Below are 23,783 nucleotides of genomic sequence, written 5' to 3' on the forward strand. Positions count from 1 at the left end.
ATGTTTTGTTCGACTTTTTTGAAGATATTATAAAAAAAACTAGGAATTTAGCATTATGTACAGAGTAATAGAATTACATAAAAATCAGCTTAGTCAAGTTTCAAAAATTTTTGTCCTGTTAAAAAATACCTAATTTTAGAAATAGTGAAGATCTCTTTCTTTACAAATCTTTACATGTGCTTAAAATTCACCCTCTATAATGAAACCCGTATTAAATATTGATTCTGAGAGGGATAGCCGTGCCCATCAAAAGCAGTTAGAGAAAAAAGGAGTTAAAGTTCCAAATCATTAATGAAGGAGTTGGTCGTTTTATGTTTTCTAATATTGGTATTCCGGGATTAATCCTCATACTTGTGATTGCTCTCATTATTTTCGGACCTTCGAAGCTGCCGGAAATCGGCCGTGCCTTTGGCCGAACTTTATCAGAATTTAAAACGGCAACAAGGGAATTGGTTTCGAGTGAGGAAAAAGAAGAAGAGAAAAAGCCTGCTTTAACAGCAGTGAAAAAAGAAGGATAAGATTGTTGAAAGGGCGGGCGGGGGAACTCGTCTGCCTTTTTTGTATAGGGGGAGCTGTAATTGTAAAATTTGTTGTGTCCCATAGATCTATTCTATGGGACACAATTTAAGAGTCAGAGAAACGCCTCGTGTCTATAAAAAGTAGGTAAAGGACCCGGGACCCCAAAAAAGGAAGAGCCAAGTCTGCTATAAGGGCGATAGGGGACCCGGGACCCGGGACCCCAAAAAAGGAAGAGCCGAGTTTGCTATAAGGGCGATAGAGGACACAGGACCCCAAAAAGGGAAGAATCGAGTCTGCAATAAAAGCGATAGAGGCCACGGCCAGCTGTAAACAAAAGCCTCGTGTCCTCAACAACAAAAAAATTACTTTACAGAATGTCGTTTGTTAGCTTCCCTAATCACTTCCACATAAAACTTAATCGCGTTAATGTAATTTTCAATAGAAACATGTTCGTTCGTTCCATGCATCCGGTTAAGATCCTCGGACGTGATCTGCACTGGGAGGAACCGGTAGGTATTTTTTGAGACGGGATCATATTGACGCGCATCAGAGCCGGCAAACATCAAATAGGGTGCAACAACAGCATTGCTGTAAACATTTCTAGCCGCCTGCTGAATTGATTTGAATTGCCAGCTGTTAACCGAGGATACCTTTGAGGCTTCGCTCCCAGTCACTGTCACCTTTATATCTTTATCTTCAATCGTATCTTCAATGAATCGCTTTACATCTTCCAAAGAATCACCAGGCATTAGCCGAAGGTTGATGATGGCAGAGGCCTTTTCAGGCAAGGCATTGTATTGCTCGCCGGCTTGAAAAATCGTTGGCGCGATCGTAGTCCGAATTAATGCGGCAGATGCAGGCTGTCCCAGTAAAATTTTTTCAATAACCGGTTCAAAAATCGCTTTGTTGGCAAACACAAATTTCATTCCGAAGCTCATTTCAGGCGCAACGAATTCAAACATGTCTTTCCCAGGACCTCTAAGGTCACCTTTAAACTGGGTATCTTCTAATTTAGCAATTGCACTGGCTATTCTTCCAATATTGGTGTGATCCTTTGGCTGAGAGGAGTGGCCGCCGCTGCCTTCAATCGATAATTCGGCCGTTGCTGATCCCTTCTCAGAAATACCGACAACACCAACTGGCTGAATCACACCTGGCACCATGCTTTCAACGATCGCTCCGCCTTCGTCTAAAACATATTCAAACGTAATTCCTTTAGCCTTAAGAGTATCGACGATTTTGCTTGCCCCTTCGTCACCGCCGATTTCTTCGTCAAAGCCAAACATAAAATACATATCCCGGTCGGGCTCATAGCCTTCTTTTAATAGATAATCAACGGCTTGCAAAATACCAATGACGCCAATTTTGTCATCTAAGGTTCCCCGTCCCCAAATTCGGCCGTCTACCACGGCACCGCTGAAGGGATCCTGCTCCCAATTGGCTTCCGTTCCTTTTAATACAGGTACAACATCATAATGGCTCGTCAGGCCGATTGGGTTTTTACTAGAATCAGAGCCTTTCCATTTATATACGAGCGCATACCCATTTACTTTTTCAAACGAAAGCTTCTGATTAACCTCTGGAAAACTTTCTTGCAAAAAAGTAATAAACTTATCGAATTCCTTAAGATCAAACTTGCTTCGTTCTTGGTAGGAGACGGTTTTATATGTAATCGCTTTGGATAAATGTTGAACGGCTTCTTCCTGATTAATCTTTATTATTGCTGGATGTGGAGCAGGTTGCTTTGATTTAACCATGAAAGTATTGAAACCGGTTACAATTAAGAATAATAAAATAAGGCCACCGAATATAATGAATGTCAGCTTTCTTTTTTTCAATGTCATACCCCCATATTTTCTCTATACATTTTATATTACTATATTTTTAGAATAGTATGAATTTTATTAAAAATACAGATAAATCTTGAATTAAAAATTTTTAAAACTGAAATAAAATGAAGATATAATTATACATGTAATACAGGACTATGACTGAATGAATAAAGTGGGAAAAGATAAAAACGATATATAAGAATAAAAGAAGAGGAGTGAAGATTATGGAGAAATTCCATCAGGCACCAAACGTATATGTTGGAGAAGTCAACATTAAGATAAAAAATCTAGATTACGCACTTCATTTTTACCAAAATATCCTTGGATTTCAAGTTTTGGAGAAAACGGATCGTAAAGCAGTCTTAACCACGGACGGGAAAACACCATTAGTGACGCTTGAGCAGCCCGCAGATGTCATTCCAAAAACAGGCCGTACCTCAGGGCTGTATCATTTTGCTATTTTACTGCCTACCCGCTCAGACTTATCCGTCTTCTTGCGGCATCTGCTTCAAACCGGCTATCCGTTAGGGGCGGCAGATCATTATGTCAGTGAAGCGTTATATCTTAATGATCCGGATGGAAATGGGATTGAAGTATACCGCGACCGCCCTTCATCAGAGTGGACGTGGAACAACGGATTCGTCTCAATGGCTACAGAAGAACTTGATGGAGAAGGAATCCTGGCAGAAAGCAATGCCGAGTGGAAGGGCTTGCCGGCTGGCACGCTAATGGGGCATATCCACCTCCATGTAGGTGATTTGCAAAAGGCAGAAGAATTTTATACAAAAGGGCTTGGGTTTAAGACTGTAAGCCACTACCCACAAGCGGCTTTCCTTTCTACAGGAGGCTACCATCACCATATAGCCATCAATACGTGGCAGGGGGTGGGTGTAGAGACTCCGCCGAAAAACAGTGTCGGTTTAAATTGGTACACACTTGTTTTTCCGGACGAATATACTAGAGAGGGCATCATAAACCAATTGAAGCATATAGGTGCCCAAATCACTAAAGAAGCTGACTATTATGTAACAAGTGATCCATCCGGAAACCAAATTCGATTAGTGATTTAACATACGTTGGGGGAAAACAAATGATGGACGTAAAACAACAGAACGACCATTCTGGAATGGAATTTGGCATTTATACATTAGCTGATTTAGGTCCTAACCCACTTACAGGTAAAACAATCAGTGCTGGAAAGCGTCTCGAAGAAATCATCGAAGCAGCAAAAATCGCTGATCAGGCAGGTCTCGACTTATTCGGTGTTGGTGAACATCACCGGTTAGACTATGCAGTATCAGCACCTCCGGTGGTCTTATCTGCTATTTCTCAAGTTACAAAAAGAATAAGACTGATAAGTACGACAACAGTATTAAGTACCGTAGATCCCGTTCGTTTATTCGAAGATTTTGCGACACTCGATCTCTTGTCTAATGGGAGGGCAGAAATTATGGTCGGGCGTGGGGCTTTTGTTGAGTCCTTCCCACTTTTCGGATATGAACTTGAAAATTATGATGATTTGTTTGAAGAAAACATCAAGTTGTTTCAAGAGTTGAATGCAAACGAAAGGGTTACATGGAAAGGACGTTTTCGGTCACCATTGTATAATGCCGAAATTGCCCCCCGGCCAGCTCAAAAAAATATCCCATTATGGGTTGGGGTTGGCGGGACTCCTGAAAGTGCTGCAAGGGCTGGCAGATTAGGAACGGGCTTAGCAGTAGCAGTCCTCGGCGGTGATCCAATTCGGTTTAAGCCTTTAGTCGATGCATACCGGCAGGCCGCAGGTGAAGCAGGTCATGCTCCTGAGGTGTTAAAGGTTGGTGTGACAGGTCATACCTATATAGCGGAAACAACTCAAAAGGCGAAAGAAGAATTTTTTCCTTATTACGCTAATTACTGGAAATACCTCAATTTTCAACTAGGCAGGGACACCAGCTTGTCGAGAGCTGATTTTGAACCATTGGCCAGTCCCGAAACCGCGTTGTTTGTGGGAAGTCCGCAGCAAATTATTGAAAAAGTCCTCAGACAGTATGAGTTATTTGGACATAAACGGTTTATCGCCCAAATGGATATAGGCGGTCTTCCTTTTGAAAAAGTGGCGAAAGGCATCGAGCTTTTGGCCACAAAAGTAGTGCCAGTCGTGCGCCGGGAAATTGGAGCAAAATAATGAAATGGGTACCGACTTTAACCGAGCGGTACCCTTTACATATTTTATAAAACAAGATATTTTTCCAATAATCCTACCTGAATAAGACCATTGAGAATTCCATTATTAGAGGAGGAAGTGGTTATGACATCTGCGACAGCCTTTGCTTCGGGCACGGCATTTCCCATTGCGATTCCCGTTCCGACCGCTGTCAGCATCTCCAAATCGTTCAACCCATCTCCAAAAGCAAAACTGTTTTCCATCTTCATATCCAATACTTCAAGCATTTTTCGGATGCCGACTGCTTTTGATGCACCTTTTGGGAGAATATCGTAAGCACTATCATGCCACTTCACGAAACTAAGGTCAGGGAAGTGATCAAAATACAATTTCTCATCCTTACCTTCGCAGTATAGATGTCCTTGATAAATGGAAGAGTGTTTATAGAACTCGGTGTCCACTTCAGGATAGGCCATCATCAAAGCGTCGAAGCCAGACTCGATTACCGGATGATTTTTTTCGCTTACTTTAAAATCGTTGTGGCTGCAGTAGGCTAAGGCATGACCATTACTAGCGGTCATGGTTGTAAGTGATTGCAGCTTCTCTGGATCAATTGGGTTTGCGTAAATTTCCTTCCCTTCAAAGACTACATATTGTCCATTCATAGATACATAGGAATCAATATTTAATTCCTTTTGAATCCAATAAAACATCTTTGGAACACGACCAGTGGCTATAACGGTGTGAACTCCTTTTTCCTGAAGCAATTGAACGGCTTTCTTTGTGGTATCGGGAATGGTTTTTTCTTCGGTTAATAATGTTCCATCAATATCAAAAAACACAATTGGTTTTTGCATTTCCTACACCTCCGGGAAAAATACAACAACGCCGTTACGCTCGGAAAGGATTCTGATCACGCCGGCCTGGTGTTGTAAATCTTACAAAATCAGCATATTTTATGAAACGCGTTTCAGGTCAAGCGTTTTTGGAAAGATTTTTGCGATAAAAAAAGACTTGAAGCATTACCAGCCTCAAGTCTAAACCGTTTTTCGTTCAATTAGTGTAACAGGTATTTCTTGGTGGATAATTTCACTGCTATCGTTCATACCTTGGTGGAATAGTTTTCTCCCGATTTCCACCAGAGGAATTTCAATCGTCGAGATATTCATCATTTTTGCAATCGGCTGGTTATTAAATCCAATTATGGAGAGATTACCCGGTACTGACAGGCTTCGTTTCTGTGCAGACAAGATGATTCCTGCTGCAACATCATCGTTGGTCACCAATAAGGCAGAGGGAGGATTAGGCATTTGCCCCATCCGTTCGATAACTTTCTCGCCATCTTCAAAGAAAAGACAATCCGCAAAAATATAAGCAGGTTCATAAGGAATGTGATGGTTCACATGAAAATCCTTAAAAGCCGTTTCTCTGAATCTGCTATTTGTTCCGGTGCGGCGGCCAATGCAGTAGCCGATGCTTCGATGACCTTTACTATGTAAGTATTCTAACGCAAACATGAAGCTTTTATAGTGATCGACAAAGGTTGAAGACACCTTTTTGCCTCTTGTATCTTCGCACAAGACAATGGGACCGTAGGGTAAATATTCTTCGATGATCGACCATTCACATTCTCTTGAACAGATAATCAACGCATCAATCTGCTTTTGTTTCAGCATTTGCATAGCATCCAGTTCTCTATCCTTCAAATAGTTGGTTTGAATTAATACCAGCTTGTAGTTGTTTTCCAATGCCTCACTAGCGATACCTTTAATTAATAAGGCAAAATAATGATGTTCAATGAAAGGAACAACGACACCAATAAGAAACGTTTTTCCCATGCTTAAATGGACGGCATTAATGTTTTGCTGATAGTTACTTTGCTTGATGGCTTCCAAAACTGCGATTCTTTTCTTCTCGCTTACATATGGGTGATTATTTAGCACGCGGGACACCGTCGTTACCGATACACCAGCCATTTTTGCCAAATCTCTAATGTTTGTCATTTCATCACCTTTTTATACTCAGTTGCTTCCAATAGCTTGAAGTTCATTAACGGTTACAAACCTATATCCTTCGTCCGAAAGGGTTTTTAATATCCCTTCAATGGCCTCTAGCTCATTGTCAGTGCGATCATACATTGGATGCATCAGGATAATCGAACCCGGTTTGATATGATCTGCTACATACTTCACTTTATCAGAGGCAGTGGTGTAGTAGGTATCTGGCTCAAGATTCCAAGTAATCGTATCTCGATTGTGCTTATTGAGGTAGTAGGGCAATCCTAGCAGCTTTTTTCCATTAGGGGGACGAAAATCGATTTCTCCCTTGAATCCAGCCTCCCGAATTAAATCATCGGTTTTTTCAATTTCCTTCTTGATATAGGAAGGGGATTTGAACACCATTCGATTATGGGAATAGGTATGATTGCCAACCTGGTGGCCTGCTTTTGCGATTTTTGCTGCATCTTCGGGAAATTTCTCAATCTCGCCGCCAATTAGAAAAAAAGTAGCTTTTGCATGGTATTTATCAAGTAGTGGAAGGATTTGTTCGACATTTTTGGTTGGTCCATCATCAAAGGTTAAGGCAACCACTTTTTGATTGGTGTCCACTTTGTAGGTTAAGTCGCCGAATAACTGGAATGTACGGGAATTCATTAATTTATAGGTTCCAAATAATAAAAGGATAATACAAATTACCAATCCGATAGAGAGTATCATTTTTTTCATAAAGTCAGCCTTTCTTATTCTTAAAGATTGTTATAAAAATTATAGCAGAATGCTCTGGTAAACATTACTTGTTTGAGTAAGCTGCTTGACAATAAAAATAAATTCTATTATCCTTTTATAAAAATTGATGAAAAAAATTCGTATAACTCCAATAATATGGTTTGGAGGTTTCTACCAGGAACCAATAATTCCTGATTACGAAGAAGGTACACGCAGCTGTATTTTCTTCGTAATCAGGAATTTTTTTTATTTTAAAAAATTTTAAGGAGGTTCACCATGAACTTTGAAAAGCTACCTAAAATAGAACTTCACTGCCATTTAGATGGCAGTCTTAGACCAGCAACGATTATTGATATTGCCAAAAAAGAGGGGATTAAATTGCCTTCCTTTGATATAGAAGAGCTCCAAAAGGATCTCATTGCACCGTTAGACTGTGAATCACTCGACGAGTATTTGGAGAAATTTGCAATACCCAACCTCGTGATGCAGTCGAAAGAAAATCTAAAAAGAATTACGTTTGAGCTGTATGAAGATGCTGCCAAGGAAAATGTGAAATACATGGAGGTTCGGTTTGCTCCCTTACTTCATACGAAAAAGGGATTAGAGGTTGAAGAAATCATCCAGAGTGTGTTGGAGGGTATGAAGGATGCTGAAGCTCAATTCGATATAAAAGGAAACCTAATCTTGTCATGTATGCGAACGATGTCTCCGGAAAGTGCTTTTGAGGTTGTTGAAAAAGGAAAGAGATTCCTAGGTAAAGGGGTTGTGGCTATCGATTTATGTGCTTCTGAAGAGGCCGGTTTCTCTAGAAAATTCGTGGAACCAATCGCCCTTGCCAAAGAATATGGCTACAGAGTCACCATTCATGCAGGTGAAACGGGAATCGGAGAAAATGTCCTGGAAGCTGTTGAGCTTTTGGGTGCTGAAAGAATCGGCCATGGGGTTTTTATCAGAGACTGTGAGGAGGCATATAACGTCGTAAAGGAAAAACAAGTGGTGCTGGAAATGTGCCCGACAAGCAATGTCCAAACAAAAGCAGTGAGTCAATTTAGCGATCATCCCATCTATGATTTCCACAAGGATGGAATCAGAGTAACCGTAAATACAGACAACAGAACCGTATCCGATACAACGATGTCGAATGAATGTAACATCGTTTTCGAAGAATTTAAGGCTAGTTACGAGGAATTTAAACAAATCTACATCAACAGTGTTGAAGCATCCTTTGCTGACCAAGAAACAAAGGAAAAGCTCAGAAAGTATCTATAAAAAATGGGGAGCTATCCACTCCCCAAAATAAATTATTTCATTGCATTGAAACTAACTGCTAATTTTGCTCCGACAACGGCATTGTTTTTTACTAAAGCAATATTGGCATCAAGGCTTTTGCCTTCGGTTAATTCTTTGACTTTACCTAGTAAGAATGGTGTTACATCTTTACCAGTGATGTGTTTTTCTTCTGCTTCCTTTAAAGCAGCTTCGATGACGCCATTAATGACTTTCTCATCCATAGCGAATTCTTCTGGAATTGGATTGGCAATAACGGCTCCGCCCTTTAGGTTTAAGTCCCATTTTACTTTTAGTGTTGAGGCGATTGTTTCTACATCATCAGCACGTAGGTTTAGCGGGAATTCACTTTTACGTGTATAGAAAGCAGGGAGTACATCGGTTTGATAGCCAATAACTGGTACACCTTTTGTTTCAAGATACTCCATGGTTAATCCTAAATCTAGAATTGATTTGGCACCTGCACAAATAACGGCTACATTTGTTTGTCCAAGTTCCTCAAGGTCTGAGGAGATATCCATAGTGGTCTCAGCGCCTCGGTGAGCTCCGCCAATACCGCCAGTGACGAAGATATTAATTCCTGCAGCTTCTGCGCAAATCATAGTAGCGGCAACCGTTGTAGCCCCAAGTTTTTTTGTAGCGATTAAATAGGCTAAATCACGTCGTGATGCTTTGGCAACATCTGAACTTTTCCCGAACATTTCAAGCTCTTCATCGGATAAGCCAATTTTAATTTTTCCATCTATAATGGCAATAGTAGCTGGTACGGCTCCATGATCACGGACAATTTGTTCCACTTCACGGGCAGTTTGGACATTCTGTGGATAGGGCATACCGTGAGAGATGATCGTAGATTCTAAGGCAACGATTGGTTTTCCTTGTTCCTTAGCAGTACGTACTTCTTCTGATAATGTAATATATTGTTTCATGATTATTCCTCCATGTCTTTTTGTAGTTTTTCTGCGGATAAATCCTGTCTGACTGTATAAGATGATTGCAGTGTTTTCGATGCATTAATGCTTCCAGCTTTGGCAATTTCAATTAGGGATTTGCCTTCTAACCAGGAGTAAATAACTGCTGAGGAAAAAGCGTCACCTGCACCTGTTACGTCGACAATTTCCTTCGTTTCAATAGAAGGAACATGAAAAATCCCCTCTGTTTTGTTGCCAATCATTGAGCCTTGTTTACCGTTGGTAATGACCACATTGGCTATACCAAGTGACAGCCATTTTTCTAAAGTGTTCTTCCAATCTTCCTCATTTTTGATTTCCGTTTGGAAGTAAGCCTCAGATTCATCGCGGTTTGTGATAAGCCAGGTAACACCGTCTAAGTCATCTGGTAATCGATTAATCTTTGGTGATGAAACAGGTATTAAGACAATCGGCAGGTCATGGCTTTTGGCGAAATGACACAAGAATTGAAGAGTTTCTTTCGGACAGTTTAAATCGGCCATAATACATTTTGCTCTGCTCAGTAATACATCCTGCTTAACAAGCAGGTCAGGTGTAATTGCCTCATACACTTCCATATCCGCTAACGCAATAATTAATTCACCAGAGGAATCCAAAACTGCCGTGTAAGAACCAGTTGATTTTTCAGGGAATTGGGTCACTGTTTCTAAGTTCATGTATAGTGACGATGCTTCTTCGATGAATGACCAGTCCTTATCGGCGCCGCTCGTAGAGATAAGTGACACCTCAAGCCCAAGCCGTCCTAGGTTTTCAGCGATATTCCGTGCAACCCCGCCTGCATTGTGAGTGGCATAAATCGGATTGGACGTACCTAACTGGGCTTTTTCTTTGACGTGTAATTTACGGTCAATATTAGCCCCGCCGATACAAATAACGTGCTGTGATTCATTTAAAATATAAGCTCTGCCTAAAATATTTCCTTTCTTAATTAAACCAGAAATAATATTGGCAATAGAAGGCCGGGATAAGCCTAATATTTGGGCAAGCTCTTGCTGTGAAACATAGGGGTTCTTGCGTATTAAATTCAGAATCAATTGCTCTTTTTCATTCATACCTTCAGGCATAAAACGTCCCCCCTAACTTATAAACAAATGTTTAAAGCTTAAACTTATGTTTATATTGTAACCGCTAACATATCCCCAAGTCAATTTATTTATAAGCGTTTACAACAAAAAGGTGTCAGGCACCCTCCGTGGACATTTGTCCACGGAGGGTGCCTGACACCGTCGTATCTAGATTTCGATAATAATGGGAAGGATCATTGGTTTACGTTTTGTTTGGGTGAATAAATATTGCCCGACAGATTTTTTGATGCTTTGTTTCATTACATTCCATTGATGTCTGTTTTCTTCCTGCAGGTCAGTGACGGTTTTCTTCACAAGACGATTCACTTCTTTTAGGAGATCGTCGGAATTTCTTGCATAGACAAAGCCGCGGGTAATCGTATCAGGACCTGATATAATTTTTCGGTCTGTTTTGCTGATTGTTACTACAATTACTAGCATTCCGTCCTCAGAAAGCTGTCTTCGGTCGCGCAGCACAATCTCCCCAATATCACCGACACCCATTCCGTCTACATACGTATCTCCCGCAGGTATTCTCCTAGTTTGCCTAGCCACCCCGTTTTCGATATCGACGACATCTCCATTTTTAATAATGAAGGTATTTCCTTTCTCCACCCCAATCGCTTCGGCGAGAAGACGGTGATGGTGCAGCATTCGATACTCTCCATGGATCGGAATAAAATAGGTTGGTTTCATGAAGGTAAGCATCAGCTTCAAGTCCTCTTGATAGCCATGCCCGGAAACATGCATTCCGGTTGTACTGCCAGATCCATAAATCACTTTTGCCCCCAGTTGAAATAAGTTGTCAATGATCTTTGAAACATCCTTTTCATTTCCGGGTATCGGAGAGGCCGCTAAAATAACCGTATCTCCAGGGTAAATCGCTACATCACGATAGTTGCCGCTGGCAAGGCGGGCAAGGGCGGCCATAGGTTCCCCCTGACTTCCGGTACAGAGAATAGCGACCTTTTCAGGAGCCAGTTTATCTACTTCCAGTGCCTCAATCAACATTCCCTCCGGCACATCAAGATAACCCCGTTCAATTGCGACAGAAACCACATTCACCATGCTCCGGCCTAAAAGTGCCAGCTTTCGGTTTGTCTTGATAGCTGCTTCCACGACTTGCTGAATTCGATTCACATTAGATGCAAAGGTCGATACTAATATTTTTCCTGTCGCATCCCTAAATGCCTCTTCCATATGGTGGCCAACCATTTGTTCAGATGGGGATAGTCCAGTTCTTTCGGCATTGGTGCTTTCCGAAATTAAAGCTAATACACCCTTGCTGCCGATATCGGCCATTTTATGAATATCGGAAAATTGGTTATTAGCTGGTGTTAAATCAAATTTGAAATCCCCGGTATGGACAACGTTTCCTTCAGGTGTATGAAAAACAATGCCCAGGCAGTCAGGAATACTGTGACTGACACGGAAAAAGGAAACACCTATCTGCCCAAGCTCAAGCCTGGACTCCGAGTCAATCGGAATCAATTTGGTTTCCCCTTTAAGGCGATGCTCGTCCACTTTTAATTCGATTAACCCCAAAGTAAATTGGGTTGCATAAATGGGTACATTTAATTTTTTTAAAAAATAAGGAATCCCGCCGATATGATCTTCGTGCCCATGCGTCACAAGTAAAGCTTTTATTTTTTCCTGATTCTCTTCTAAATACGTCATATCAGGGATGATCAAATCAATGCCTAACAAACCTTCATCTGGAAATTTACCGCCGCAGTCGACGACAATAATATCGTTATCATATTGCACCACGTACATGTTTTTTCCGATTTCATTGATGCCGCCCAAGGCGAAAATAGATAATGTATTTTCATTGCTTCGCAAGTTGATATCCTCCCATTTCCCATTGAATGACATTAGTATCCCCTTATATAATTTCTTTATTTAGGATGTTCTTTTAATAAATTGCGTTCCTTCCCCATAATTTTGCGTGTTTTCGATATTTTTCTTCTATTATAATAATTACTAAAGAAAAGAAACGGAGAGCAAAAGGGGGAGAGCGAATGAAAAATGAATCGGATCTGCTTAATGAGGAGATAAGGTACAAAATTGTTGCTGATCACACCTCTGACGGTATAGTGCTTGTTGATAATCAAGCAATTGTTCGTTATGTATCACCATCCATTCAACAGATTTCGGGTTTTACCGTTCAAAAATATGAGGGAATGGATGCCTTCGAAATTATTCACCCTGAGGACCGAGACCGAGTTCGTTCCTTACACGTTCAAGTGATTCAAACTAAAATGCCAATGGATTTGGAATATCGCTTGCTGCACTCACACGGTACAACCGTTTATGTTGAGACAAAGGTTAAGCCTGTTTTCGATAGTTTTGGGAATGTGAAATATGTTGTAGCCGTCGTAAGAGATATAACTGAGCGAAAACAGACGGAGCAATTACTGGAGAATATTTTGGAAAGTGTAAACGCAGCAGTTTGGTCAACGGATAAGGATTTTTCCCGCTTAACCTTTTGTTCCGGAAGCATTGAAAAATTAGCAGGCATCCCAAGACATGAGATAATTAATAGTCCAATACGTATGCATGATCATATCCATCCGGATGATAATGAGATGCTCATGGGAGAAGCGAAGGATAATCTAGATCAAGGAATGGCGGTCAATAGTCAAATCCGATTCATCCATGGAGAAGGAGAAACAAGGTGGAATCAAATGATCATCCAACCTTATATGAATAATATGGGCGAGATTGAACGTCTTGATGGCATAAGCTTGGATATTACCGAGAAAAAACGGTCTGAGTTGGCATTAGAAGAGAGCGAACAGCGATATAAGTCCTTATTTGAGAATAATTTGGATGGGGTTTTTTCCATTGATTTAAATGGGGATTTTGTAAATGCTAATCGATCATTTGAAAAAATTTCAGGTATCGATTTTGATAAACTTACTGACCGGTGTTTTCTCGGGTTGATTTATGATGAGGACCATATAGATGTTTATCAAGTTCTTTCAGAGGTCATGAAAAAGAGGGAACCAAAGGACGTCGAATGTCGGATCATTCGGTCAGGGCAAAGAGAGCAGCGCACCGTTAATATTACCTTTGTTCCTATCTTCCTTTCTGGTCAACTCAATGGTGTACATGGAATCGTAAAAGACATTACCGAGCGTAAAAAGGAAGAGCAGGAGTTAATCCAAAGCGAAGAAAGATATAAGTCGCTCACAGAAAGCATCAACCGTTTCTCTAATGACCTTGCCAACGTCATGAAAGTAACAGATCTTGAGAATCGACTAATAGATGAAGTAAAGCAGGTACTTCCAGTTACCGAAGTATCCATTGAAGAAGTACCTAGAGACCATGAAGAGGTTCCGGGCAGCAAGAATGAAAAATGGGTCAAGATTACCGAAAAGGAGCAATGGATTTATTTAAGAATAGGCATCAAGCAGCCATTGCTAAAGATGGAGGAGGAGTGGCTTGAAACAGCCGTTCATTATGTCACCATCCTCTATGATAATTTGCAGCGGACTGAAGATCTGATGAAACGTCTAGAGGACATGGTCACCTATAACATAACCCCAAAATGGATGCTAAAACTTTTGTATAGGTTATCGGAAAAGGAACGGGCATCCCTTTCGAGTGACTTGCATGATTCTGTTCTGCAGGATTTGATTATCTGGTATCGCAAGCTGGAATCATTACGATCGTCTTCTTCTTTTCATAATGAAACAAAGGATGAATTGATGCAAATTGAAGAGGGGCTGCTGGATGCGATTCATCAAATCCGCATTACCTGCAATGAATTACGGCCCCCTTTTCTCCTAAAAATGGGACTGGTAGAATCGTTAAAAAGCCTATTTTCCTATGCGCGGATGTTTTCGAATTATGAAATTGATTTTTCAGCTACGGACCTACAAAATCCGCTGACGGAAGATCAGATATTGGGGTTGTATCGGATTGTACAAGAGCTGTTAAATAATGCGAATAAGCATTCAAAGGCGACCAATGTAACGATGAAATTAACCAGTAATAAGGATACGATTCATTTTTCTTATGCTGATAATGGAATAGGAATGGATTTATCCGGTTTTGGAGGTTCATTTAAACATATGGGAATTGCGGGAATTGAAAACAGGGTTCTTAGTTTAGAGGGAAAAGTGGAACTATATTCTGCTCCTCAACAAGGGTTTCAAGTAGATATCTATATCCCAACAACTATGCAGCAAAAAGGTGATTACTATGGAAATATTATTAGTTGATGATCATAGATCAGTTGTCGAAGGGACCAAAATGTTAATTGAAGCAGAGCCGGATATGAATGTCACGATTGAGACAGATGTCTATCTGGTTTCGGACCTGGTACGTCTTAAGAGTTTTGACGTGATTCTTTTTGACTTATATATGCCGAATATAAATGGAGCTGATTTGGCACGAAAGGTGCTCGCCGATGCCCCGGACGCCATCATTCTGATTTATTCAGGATTCGATATTGCGCCGCATTTTAATTTGCTCATGGATTCAGGTGTCTCTGGCTTTATCTCAAAAACCTCCACTCGTGAGCAATTGGTCCAGGCAATAAGAAGTGCAGCAAGGAAAGAGGCCATCATCCCGATGCAGCTGCTGAAACAGTTGAGACGCCAAGAAATTGTGGTCCAAGGCGAGAACACAAATGAAAAGACCACCATTGGCAAAAAAGAAGAAAAACTCCTGCGCGAATTGGCGAAGGGGCATAGCAATAAAGAAATTTCCAAGACATTGCTGATCAGCCAGAGGTCATTGGAATATAGTCTGACAGAGCTTTTTCAAAAACTAAATGTGAATTCACGGGTGGAAGCCATCAAAAAAGCGAAAAGCCTGGGGATTCTGCCAGCAGAAGATTTATATTAGGCGGGACCGGTACAATGTACCGGTCTTTTTTTTCGAGCAAAAACCCTTTGAGATGAGAATCGTTGGGGGTACTACCGCAAAAATCTGCGGAAGTTCTCCAAAAGTGTGCGGCTTTGAAGATATCAATTGGAAATAAAATGAAATTATTCAGATGAACATCAAATAATGGAGGTAAGGAAATGAATACAAAACAAAAAAAGAAGGGAAAAAAGAAGCTTGTCATTTGGTCGATTGTTGGGCTTTTAGCAGCCACAATTATGTCAGCAGTGCTATTCACGCCGAAGGGATCTGGCAATGTTGAAGAAGAAAAAGCTCAAACCGCTGATATAACAACCTATTATACCTTTTCAGGTACAGTAGAAGCCAAAAACAAGAAAACAATCATGAGTGGAGAAGCCATGCAGATTAAAGAAATAAAGGTGAAAGCCGGTGACCAAGTGAAAAACGGCGATGTCTTACTGGTTACCAAACAGGATAAAAAAATAAAGGCTGCATTAAACGGGGAAATCTCAAAAATCTATGTAGAGAAAAATGCACAGTTAATGGCAGGGGCACAGCTCATCGATATTGTAGACTATTCCGTTCTACAAACAAACGTAAAGGTAGATGAATATGACCTTAAATATTTAAAAACAGGCCAGGAGGTTAATGTGACCATTAATGCGCTTGAAAAGGAAATAAAGGGAACGGTTGCTGCCGTCTCGAAGGAAGCAACAAACGAAAACGGTGTTTCTTATTTTACCGCAACGATTGACCTGTCCAAGGATGAAGCGGTTAAAGTTGGAATGAGTACAGAAGCAAAAATACTGAAACAAAACGTGAAGGGAGTAACAACCCTTTCCATGAAGGCAATCAATTTTGATAGTAAAAATAAACCGTATGTTCTAATTCCGGCAGAAAAAGGGATGACATCAAAAAAATATATTCAAACCGGAATTAACGACGGAACGACGATTGAGGTTAAAAGTGGAATTAACCCCGGCGAAAGAGTAATCATTTCAAATAAAGATAATGCCGCACCAGCCATGATGCATGGAGGTAATCAATAATGACTGAGCAAATTCTCAACATGAATCAGATTACCAAAACCTATTACATGGGAGAGGAAGAACAAGTGGTCTTAAATCAAATCAATCTAACCATTCATAAAGGTGATTTTGTGGCGGTCTTAGGACCCTCAGGTTCAGGAAAATCCACGCTTATGAATATAATTGGCTGTCTTGATTCTCCTACAAGCGGCAGCTACATTTTATCGGATCAGAAAGTGGATGAATTAGACGAAGTGGAACTTGCCGCGATTCGTAACAAGGAGGTTGGATTTGTGTTTCAGCAGTTCCAGCTCCTACCCAGACTGAGCGCGATTCAAAATGTGGAGCTTCCACTTGTGTATGCAAAATTGCCTGAAAAAGAACGGAAACAGAAGGCACGGGATATGCTAATTCGGGTCGGGCTCGGTGAAAAATTGCATAATCGCCCGAATCAGCTATCTGGAGGCCAGCAGCAGAGGGTAGCCATCGCAAGAGCAATGGTAACAGAGCCAACTATTTTGCTGGCAGATGAACCAACTGGAGCACTTGATCAAAAAACAGGTCAGCAAATTATGGAACTTTTCCACGAGCTTCATGAAGAAGGAAAAACCATTATTATGATTACCCATGATGTTGAAATTGCCAAAAACGCCAGCCGAATTGTCCGGATATTAGACGGTAAACTGCAGGAGGAGCATGTGCATGTTTAAAGAAAATATCAAAATGTCCTGGATGAATCTCATCCATAACAAAATGCGTTCCTTCTTGACGATGCTGGGAATTGTAATTGGCGTTGCTTCCATCATTGCTTTGATCACGATCGTGAAGGGAGCGATGACTGGAATGACAAGCGAGTTTTCTTCTTTTGGGGCAGATAAAATAACCGTTCAGGCAACGGGAACACCGCTCAAGCAAGGTTTAATGGCCAGCGATATTAAAAGGCTTTCAGAGATCGATAATGTTGCCGGAGTTTCTCCAACCCTTACCGGAAAAACGACGGTGGTTTATAACGGCAGTGAAAAAACAGATGTGTTCGTACAAGGTAAGAACGATGTGTATTTTTCAAAAACTGATGACCTGATCGAAACAGGCAGGGGGCTAAATATTCTTGATATCGAGAACAAAAATAAAGTGTGCCTGATTGGTTCCAACATTGCCAATGACTTGTTTTGGGGGGAGGATCCCATTGGCAAAAAGCTTCGTATCGCTGGTGTGACCTACACGGTGATTGGCACATTACAGGAGACGGGCAGCTTTTCGGATGCCTCTAATAACGATGCTGTCATAATCCCCTATACCACTTCAATGAGCCTTCTTGGAACAGGGTATATTTCTAGCGTGGATGTTTACATGAGTGATGCCAATAAATCTGAAAAAATAACCAGTGATATCGAATCTGTGTTAAACCAGGCATTTAATTACAAGAACGGAAGTTTCACTGTAATAAACATGCAGGATATGCTTGCATCGATGAATAAGATTACAACAATGCTTTCCCTCATGCTTGGCGGGATCGCCTCGATTTCGCTTGTTGTCGGCGGGATTGGGATTATGAATATGATGTTGGTTTCGGTAACAGAAAGAACGACAGAAATCGGGCTTAGAAAGGCTCTCGGAGCAGAACCAAAACGGATTCAACAGCAGTTCCTGCTCGAAGCCGTATTCTTATCCCTTTTTGGTGGTACCATCGGCTTCTTGCTTGGAACGTTAATCGCTTTTGCCGTGTGTTGGTTGATTGGCGCCACTTTTGCCCTTTCGGTATCAACGGTCATCCTGGCCCTTGGATTCTCGGCGGCAATCGGAATCATTTTTGGAATTGCACCAGCCAGGAAGGCTTCGAGGTTGAATCCAATTGATGCGCTGAGGAGTGTCTAACTATAAAAAGACTGGTCTTTTTTTTGCAGTGTCTATCAAGGGTAAAAAGGAAACGCCGTAGTCACTCTGAGGTGTTCAGAGTGCCCGTCAAAGGTGAAAAAGAAGCGCCGAGGTCACTCTGAGGGGTTCGGGTGACCGTCAAGGGTGAAAAAGAAATGTCGCGATCACTCTGAGGTGTTCAGACTGCCCGTCAAGGGTAAAAAAGAAGCGCCGAGGTCACTCTGAAAGGTAGTTTAGAGACCCTCAAACTAAAAAAAGTGCTTTGCCGGTCGATAAGGGTGGTTCATAAAGCCCGAGAGACAAGAAAAAGAGCGGTGTGAGTCGATAAGAAAGGTTCATAAAGCCCGAGAGACAGGAAAAAGTACAGTGCCGGTCGATAAGAGCAGTTCATAAAACCTGTCAAACCGAAAAGTGGGATCACGTTCGATTAGAGCAGGCCAAATATTTTTAAACTAACTATTTTAATTCAAAAACGGGTTTTAATTTTAAAATTACTTATTAAAAAAGGATGGAAACGGAAAGGATGAAGATACATGAACGATCAGCTACTACAGTGGGGATTATTCTCTTTTATGATTGGAATCGTCTTATCGCTCCCACTTGCGGCAGTACATTATCAAAAGAATACCACCATGACAAAGCTGTTTACCAATGCTAGGAAACTCAAATCTGCACACCTCGACTTTTTCATGCAAGCCTTCGCCGTGGGTTTCGCATATTTATTGGAAGTAGCCCTAAAAACAGAGTTTTCCCCAGATGTGGTTATCCCGTTGGTCTTTGGGGCGATCATGAACCCGACGATATTGTTATTAGAAGCAACATCATTCATTCGTTCAGGTTGCGGTAAGGTTATATATATAATACTCAGGTCAACCAGCCCGATTTCACTTCTGTTTGCATGGTTTGCCATAGCATTTATGATTCTGCCTTTGCTTTTGAAAATCACCCTAATTGCAATAGTAATTTTGGGGGGAATCGTATTTTTTACCTTTCAAAAAAGAAGTAAAAAAACCAGCATTAATGACCTTAACATATCCAGTTAAGGTTTTTTTCATGGTTTCTAAATAACAATCACCGTGCGGCACTACCACAAAATTCTGCGGTATCACTCAAAATATCTGCGGTTTGAACGGAATAGAATCGACGTACAATATAATCATCTAATACAGGTGAAAACCTTTAGGAGTGAAAAGGATGAGAAAATGGGCAATTGCAGGAATTCTTTACGTTACTTTAGTCGTGCTTGGATTCGGTGCTTATGATAAATGGATTGCAGATGATAAAGGAATGGCTGCCGAAGCAGACAGCCACGGATCAATGGCTCAGGAGGAAGGGCATGGTACCGAGGGAGAAGAGAATGGAAATCATAACAGTGATGAAACTGGAAGCAGCCATGCGCATGAAGGCAATTCACATCAGCAAGGCAGCGAAGTCAATGCATTTGTGCAAATTAATCAAGGAAATATCAAGATTTTCTTAAAAGATAAAGCTGGAAGCCCGGTTGATGAATTGGAAGTAAACCATGAGAAGATTTTGCATCTAATTATCGTAGATGAACAATTACAGAAGTATTACCACGTACACCCAGAACGAACAGGAAAAGGCGAATTTACAATTGAAAAGAATCTCCCTGAAGGATTTTACAAAGCATATATCGATATTAAACCAAAGAGTCTAGCATATGAGGTAGAGCCGGTTCCGTTTATCGCGGGCAATCCTAGCACTCCAGAACACGGTCATGAGCTAGTACCTGACACTAATTTTAGCAAAACGGTAGATGGTGAAACGGTAAAATTAAGCATGAATTCCTTTAAGGCAGGAGAACCCGTAACATTATCCTTCGACTTAGATCAAACAAATTTGACTCCATATTTAGGAGCAATGGGGCATGTTGTGATTCTTGATGAATATGGTAAAAAGTTTCTCCATGTTCATCCTTCTAACGATAAGGAACCAATTTTTGAAACACAGTTTGAAAAGCCAGGTATCTACAAAGTTTGGGCAGAGTTCAAGCAAAATGGAAAAGTAAGAGCCTTCCCGTTTGTAATTGAAATAAAAGAATAAGCATGGAGAAATGGAAATTAGTAGAATGTATGAATAGTATTAACACCTGCTACTGGGAAACAGCCAGTAGTTTTTTATGTAATCTTGTAGGGGAGAGATATTCATAATCTATGATGTGGTGGTTATTGGTGCCGGCCAGGCGGGATTATCAATGGGGTATTATCTAATGCAAACCTCTTTATCTTTTATCATTCTCGACAACCACGCTGCTATAGGGGAAGTGTGGCGGAAAAGGTATGACTCCCTTGTATTGTTCACACCACGTGCTTATAGTTCTTTGCCTGGATTGGCGTTAGAAGGGGACCCATCCGGTTTTCCAACTAAAGATGAAATTGCTGATTATTTGGAGCGATATGCCAAAACATTTGATTTACCCATTCATTTAAATTGCCATGTTCAGAAAGTAGCGAAAGATAATGGCCTTTTTACTATAACAACAAATAAATCAGATATTAAAACAAAACAAGTGGTCGTTGCAACAGGGCCTTTTCAAACTCCTAATATTCCACCTTTTGCAAAAAAACTGCCAAATTACGTTGTTCAGCTTCATTCATCTAAATATAAAAATCCAGCCCAACTTAACGAAGGTTCCGTCTTAGTTGTCGGTGGCGGGAATTCTGGCGGGCAGATAGCCGTAGAAGTATCACAGCATCATGAAACGTACTTATCAATTGGCCCAAAAATTCGATTTCTTCCTTTAACCATAGCTGGCAGAAGCATCTTCTGGTGGTTCGATAAACTGGGGGTTTTACAGGCGAGTCGAGACTCTTGGATCGGGAAAAAAGTGCAAAGCCAACCTGATCCGATATTTGGGTATGAACTGAAAGAGAAGATAAAAAATCATGCTGTTAAGTTAAAGAGCAGAACTAAATCAATTATGCAAAATGAGATTGAATTTGAGGATCTTTCAACAATAAGAGTTGAGAATGTTATTTGGGCTACTTGCTTTAGACGAGATTATTCTTGGATTGATATTAAGAATCTAGTGGATGTTAATGGGGATGTTAAGCATCATAGAGGAATAACGGAGATTGACGGACTATACTTACTAGGAATACCCTGGCAGCATCGCCGAGGCTCAGCTCTTCTTTTAGGAGTTGGAGAGGACGCGGCTTTCATTGCGAAAAACTTATTATCAAAGAAATCGTGATTCTATCAAAATGGTAGAATCTTATTTTTGTGGATTTATAAAGCAAACCGCAAAAATTCCGTACAAATACCGCAAAGATAAAGAACTCTATTCGACACAAAACACTTCGAATGACGAATTGGAATGGGCTGCCGAAATCTGAAAAAACTAATCAAACGTTTGATTAGTTTTTTCATTTCGTTTATAGGGGTAGGTATCAATAGTAACTATAGAAAATTCACTTCAAATTTCTGCTTTTCTTTTTCAAGTTCTAAAGCTGAGACAATGTAGGCAAATCCATTCATAAAGAGGTAAATAACATTTGATTGGATCCGTTCGGTTTCTCCTAAATAAGTATTAATAATAATGAAAACTGAATATAGAACTACAAAAAATAAAGCGATTTTATTAAAAATGATCATTCGAACAACCCCTTTATTGAAGATTCTTAATTTAATCATATTTTCAGGAGGCCGAACTTATGCAAGCCATCCAGGTTTCATAGTGATTCAAAATAATAATTGGGTAAATTAAAGTATGATAATGCTATCTGTTTTGTGACTTGACCCATTGTGATTTATATGTTACTATTTGGTCACGTATTATATGTGACCAAATAGTAACATATAATAAATTTAGAGCTCGTATAGAAAGGATCGTTGTAATGAGTGACGAACTTTCAACCTTATTTAAAGCTTTAGGACATCCGATACGAAGAGAGATATTGGATATCCTTAAACAATCAGCCAAAACAACAGGCGAACTAATTGAATATTTTCCCGAAGTCACAAGATTTGCTATCATGAAGCATTTATCGATTTTGGAAGAAGGAAATTTAGTCATCGTCAGACGTGAGGGGAAGTACCGGCGGAATTTTCTTAACGCGGTCCCGCTTCAGGAAGTGCATAACCGCTGGGTGGGGAAATACATGCAAACCACGGCCAATTCACTATTAAATCTGCGTACGGTAGTTGAAACTAATAAAACAGAAGGAGAGTCAGCCATGGAAATAACCAATCAAGAACAAAGCAAAGCTTTTCGTATCGAGCAAGAGGTGCACATCAATGCTCCTCGTGAACAAGTATTCAAAGCATTAACAGAAAATGCGGGTGATTGGTGGGAATTCCGCATCGCTCCCAAAGGAGTACCATCACATTTTACCTTCGATCCATTCCCTGGTGGACAATTTATCGAAAGATGGCGTGAAAATGAGGGGGCTGTTTGGGGGAATGTTTATTATGTGAACGCCCCGGAAGAAATCCGTTTGCATGGCCACTTAGGAATGCAAGGGGCGGTAAACAGTTCCTATACCTATCGTCTTCTAGAAAAAGATGGAGGAACTCTACTGCAGCTTTCTCATACTGCATCTGGCGTCCTTAGAGATAGCTGGGAACAAGACCATGCAGAGGGTTGGAAATACCTGCTTAGAGACTTGCTTAAAAAATATTGTGAAAAATAATACGAGGGACTTGGAGGGAACATTCTTGGTAGATGTTTTTACAGAGATAAAAATTCAGCGTCCAGTTGACCAAGTATCAGGATACGCAACGAATCCGGACAATGCACCAGAATGGTATGTAAATATTCAATCAGCGGAGTGGCAAACACCACAGCCCTTGAAAGTTGGTTCAAAAGTTGCTTTTAAAGCTCAATTTCTTGGACGTGAACTAGCTTATGTTTATGAAATCTCTGAGTATATTCCAGGGAAGAAGCTTGTAATGAGAACAGCGAATGGTCCTTTTCCAATGGAGACCACATATACATGGGAAGCTCTTTCTGACAACAGTACTTTAATGAAATTAAGGAATAAAGGAAATCCAACCGGCTTTTCGAAAATAGCTGCCCCCTTCATGTCCACCATGATGAAAAGAGCAAACAACAAAGATCTCAAGAAAATAAAGGACATTCTTGAAAGTGAAAATTAATTATTTATTTAAAGTAGTGCCTGGCACCTAATTATGCTCAGGTGCTTTTTTATTGTGGGCAAATGGTAGATTAGGAGTAATATTCATTAAGGGCAAAGTGAACATGAATTTAATAAATTTAAAACTTTTATTGACATTGCTGCTGCATGATAGTAATATAGAAATTCCTGAGAGGGAAACCTAGTAGTGATTGTTCCTTAATTTTCAGGTTTTAAAAAAACTCTTGACGAGATTGATATTCTAATATATTATTAATAACTGTCGCTGAGTTGATTTAGAAGTTTTAAAAAAAGTGATTGACACAATAAAGATGAGATGATATAATAATATCCTGTCTCGAAAAATTGCTCTTTGAAAACT

Annotated in this window: 22 protein-coding genes and 1 riboswitch; of the genes, 14 read left to right on the forward strand and 8 right to left on the reverse strand. The window is 40.4% G+C overall.

All coding sequences use genetic code 11. The features are described 5' to 3' along the window. The first annotated feature begins 311 nt into the window (after nt 1–311). A complete protein-coding gene (tatA, locus tag ACIFOT_RS14595) occupies nt 312–518 on the forward strand; it encodes a twin-arginine translocase TatA/TatE family subunit (RefSeq protein ID WP_430065689.1) in 207 nt (68 codons plus the stop codon). A 363-nt stretch (nt 519–881) separates the two neighbouring features. On the opposite strand, the gene ACIFOT_RS14600 is transcribed toward tatA, so the two are convergent. Further along, nucleotides 882–2,357, reverse strand: a complete 1,476-nt coding sequence (locus ACIFOT_RS14600) for a M20 family peptidase (RefSeq protein WP_430065691.1) — start codon at nt 2,355–2,357, stop codon at nt 882–884. Nucleotides 2,358–2,575: 218 nt separating this feature from the next. Here ACIFOT_RS14600 and ACIFOT_RS14605 point away from each other — a divergent pair, with 218 nt between their 5' ends. Together ACIFOT_RS14605 and ACIFOT_RS14610 are read left to right on the forward strand one after the other, a co-directional pair. Beyond that, nucleotides 2,576–3,421 (forward strand): VOC family protein, encoded by an 846-nt coding sequence (locus tag ACIFOT_RS14605; RefSeq protein ID WP_430065693.1) that lies wholly within the window; start codon nt 2,576–2,578, stop codon nt 3,419–3,421. Between the two features lie 23 nt (nt 3,422–3,444). Next, complete coding sequence (locus tag ACIFOT_RS14610; RefSeq protein WP_430065732.1) at nt 3,445–4,518, forward strand: LLM class flavin-dependent oxidoreductase; 1,074 nt, start codon at nt 3,445–3,447, stop codon at nt 4,516–4,518. A gap of 44 nt (nt 4,519–4,562) precedes the next feature. Here ACIFOT_RS14610 and ACIFOT_RS14615 read toward each other — a convergent pair whose 3' ends face one another. The 3 genes from ACIFOT_RS14615 to ACIFOT_RS14625 form a co-directional block, all read right to left on the reverse strand. Further along, entirely contained in the window at nt 4,563–5,354 is a 792-nt protein-coding gene (locus ACIFOT_RS14615; RefSeq protein ID WP_430065695.1) for a Cof-type HAD-IIB family hydrolase, read from the reverse strand. Between the two features lie 180 nt (nt 5,355–5,534). Next, complete coding sequence (locus ACIFOT_RS14620) at nt 5,535–6,500, reverse strand: LacI family DNA-binding transcriptional regulator (RefSeq protein WP_430065697.1); 966 nt, start codon at nt 6,498–6,500, stop codon at nt 5,535–5,537. A gap of 18 nt (nt 6,501–6,518) precedes the next feature. After that, complete coding sequence (locus ACIFOT_RS14625; protein WP_430065698.1) at nt 6,519–7,223, reverse strand: polysaccharide deacetylase family protein; 705 nt, start codon at nt 7,221–7,223, stop codon at nt 6,519–6,521. A gap of 118 nt (nt 7,224–7,341) precedes the next feature. Beyond that, nucleotides 7,342–7,441: riboswitch (purine riboswitch) on the forward strand. Between the two features lie 58 nt (nt 7,442–7,499). Here ACIFOT_RS14625 and add point away from each other — a divergent pair. Beyond that, on the forward strand, nt 7,500–8,492 hold the full coding sequence (add, locus tag ACIFOT_RS14630) for an adenosine deaminase (protein WP_430065700.1): 993 nt from the start codon (nt 7,500–7,502) through the stop codon (nt 8,490–8,492). A 32-nt stretch (nt 8,493–8,524) separates the two neighbouring features. Here add and ACIFOT_RS14635 read toward each other — a convergent pair whose 3' ends face one another. The 3 genes from ACIFOT_RS14635 to ACIFOT_RS14645 all read right to left on the reverse strand — a co-directional run bounded on the left by ACIFOT_RS14635 (nt 8,525) and on the right by ACIFOT_RS14645 (nt 12,387). Continuing rightward, nucleotides 8,525–9,439 carry a pseudouridine-5'-phosphate glycosidase gene (locus tag ACIFOT_RS14635; RefSeq protein ID WP_430065702.1) on the reverse strand — a complete coding sequence of 305 codons (915 nt, stop codon included), beginning with the start codon at nt 9,437–9,439 and terminating at the stop codon, nt 8,525–8,527. A gap of 2 nt (nt 9,440–9,441) precedes the next feature. Then, the gene (locus tag ACIFOT_RS14640) at nt 9,442–10,545 is read right to left on the reverse strand and encodes a carbohydrate kinase (RefSeq protein WP_430065704.1); all 1,104 of its coding nucleotides are present in this window, start codon (nt 10,543–10,545) and stop codon (nt 9,442–9,444) included. 168 nt (nt 10,546–10,713) lie between these two features. Then, nucleotides 10,714–12,387 carry a ribonuclease J gene (locus ACIFOT_RS14645; RefSeq protein WP_430065706.1) on the reverse strand — a complete coding sequence of 558 codons (1,674 nt, stop codon included), beginning with the start codon at nt 12,385–12,387 and terminating at the stop codon, nt 10,714–10,716. A 179-nt stretch (nt 12,388–12,566) separates the two neighbouring features. On the opposite strand from ACIFOT_RS14645, the gene ACIFOT_RS14650 reads away from it, so the two are divergent. From ACIFOT_RS14650 to ACIFOT_RS14685, 8 genes are all read left to right on the forward strand, one after another. Then, on the forward strand, nt 12,567–14,774 hold the full coding sequence (locus tag ACIFOT_RS14650; RefSeq protein WP_430065708.1) for a PAS domain S-box protein: 2,208 nt from the start codon (nt 12,567–12,569) through the stop codon (nt 14,772–14,774). Beyond that, entirely contained in the window at nt 14,755–15,402 is a 648-nt protein-coding gene (locus ACIFOT_RS14655) for a response regulator (RefSeq protein WP_430065709.1), read from the forward strand. Before ACIFOT_RS14650 ends, ACIFOT_RS14655 begins: the two co-directional genes overlap by 20 nt. A 179-nt stretch (nt 15,403–15,581) precedes the next feature. After that, nucleotides 15,582–16,451, forward strand: coding sequence for an efflux RND transporter periplasmic adaptor subunit (locus ACIFOT_RS14660; protein ID WP_430065711.1), 870 nt, complete (start codon nt 15,582–15,584; stop codon nt 16,449–16,451). Further along, on the forward strand, nt 16,451–17,140 hold the full coding sequence (locus ACIFOT_RS14665; protein ID WP_430065713.1) for an ABC transporter ATP-binding protein: 690 nt from the start codon (nt 16,451–16,453) through the stop codon (nt 17,138–17,140). The genes ACIFOT_RS14660 and ACIFOT_RS14665 overlap by 1 nt, the downstream gene beginning before the upstream one ends. Then, nucleotides 17,133–18,305 (forward strand): ABC transporter permease, encoded by a 1,173-nt coding sequence (locus tag ACIFOT_RS14670; RefSeq protein WP_430065715.1) that lies wholly within the window; start codon nt 17,133–17,135, stop codon nt 18,303–18,305. The genes ACIFOT_RS14665 and ACIFOT_RS14670 overlap by 8 nt, the downstream gene beginning before the upstream one ends. A gap of 533 nt (nt 18,306–18,838) precedes the next feature. Continuing rightward, a complete protein-coding gene (locus ACIFOT_RS14675) occupies nt 18,839–19,348 on the forward strand; it encodes a hypothetical protein (RefSeq protein ID WP_430065717.1) in 510 nt (169 codons plus the stop codon). Nucleotides 19,349–19,499: 151 nt separating this feature from the next. Then, a complete protein-coding gene (locus ACIFOT_RS14680; protein ID WP_430065719.1) occupies nt 19,500–20,369 on the forward strand; it encodes a hypothetical protein in 870 nt (289 codons plus the stop codon). A 106-nt stretch (nt 20,370–20,475) separates the two neighbouring features. Beyond that, a complete protein-coding gene (locus ACIFOT_RS14685; RefSeq protein WP_430065734.1) occupies nt 20,476–21,519 on the forward strand; it encodes a flavin-containing monooxygenase in 1,044 nt (347 codons plus the stop codon). 206 nt (nt 21,520–21,725) lie between these two features. Here ACIFOT_RS14685 and ACIFOT_RS14690 read toward each other — a convergent pair whose 3' ends face one another. Continuing rightward, the gene (locus ACIFOT_RS14690) at nt 21,726–21,920 is read right to left on the reverse strand and encodes a hypothetical protein (protein WP_430065721.1); all 195 of its coding nucleotides are present in this window, start codon (nt 21,918–21,920) and stop codon (nt 21,726–21,728) included. A gap of 242 nt (nt 21,921–22,162) precedes the next feature. On the opposite strand from ACIFOT_RS14690, the gene ACIFOT_RS14695 reads away from it, so the two are divergent. Continuing rightward, nucleotides 22,163–22,957 (forward strand): SRPBCC domain-containing protein, encoded by a 795-nt coding sequence (locus tag ACIFOT_RS14695; protein ID WP_430065723.1) that lies wholly within the window; start codon nt 22,163–22,165, stop codon nt 22,955–22,957. A 25-nt stretch (nt 22,958–22,982) separates the two neighbouring features. Then, a complete protein-coding gene (locus ACIFOT_RS14700) occupies nt 22,983–23,423 on the forward strand; it encodes an SRPBCC family protein (protein ID WP_430065725.1) in 441 nt (146 codons plus the stop codon). The last annotated feature ends 360 nt before the right edge of the window (nt 23,424–23,783 follow it).

The organism is Neobacillus sp. NRS-1170 (assembly GCF_050468025.1).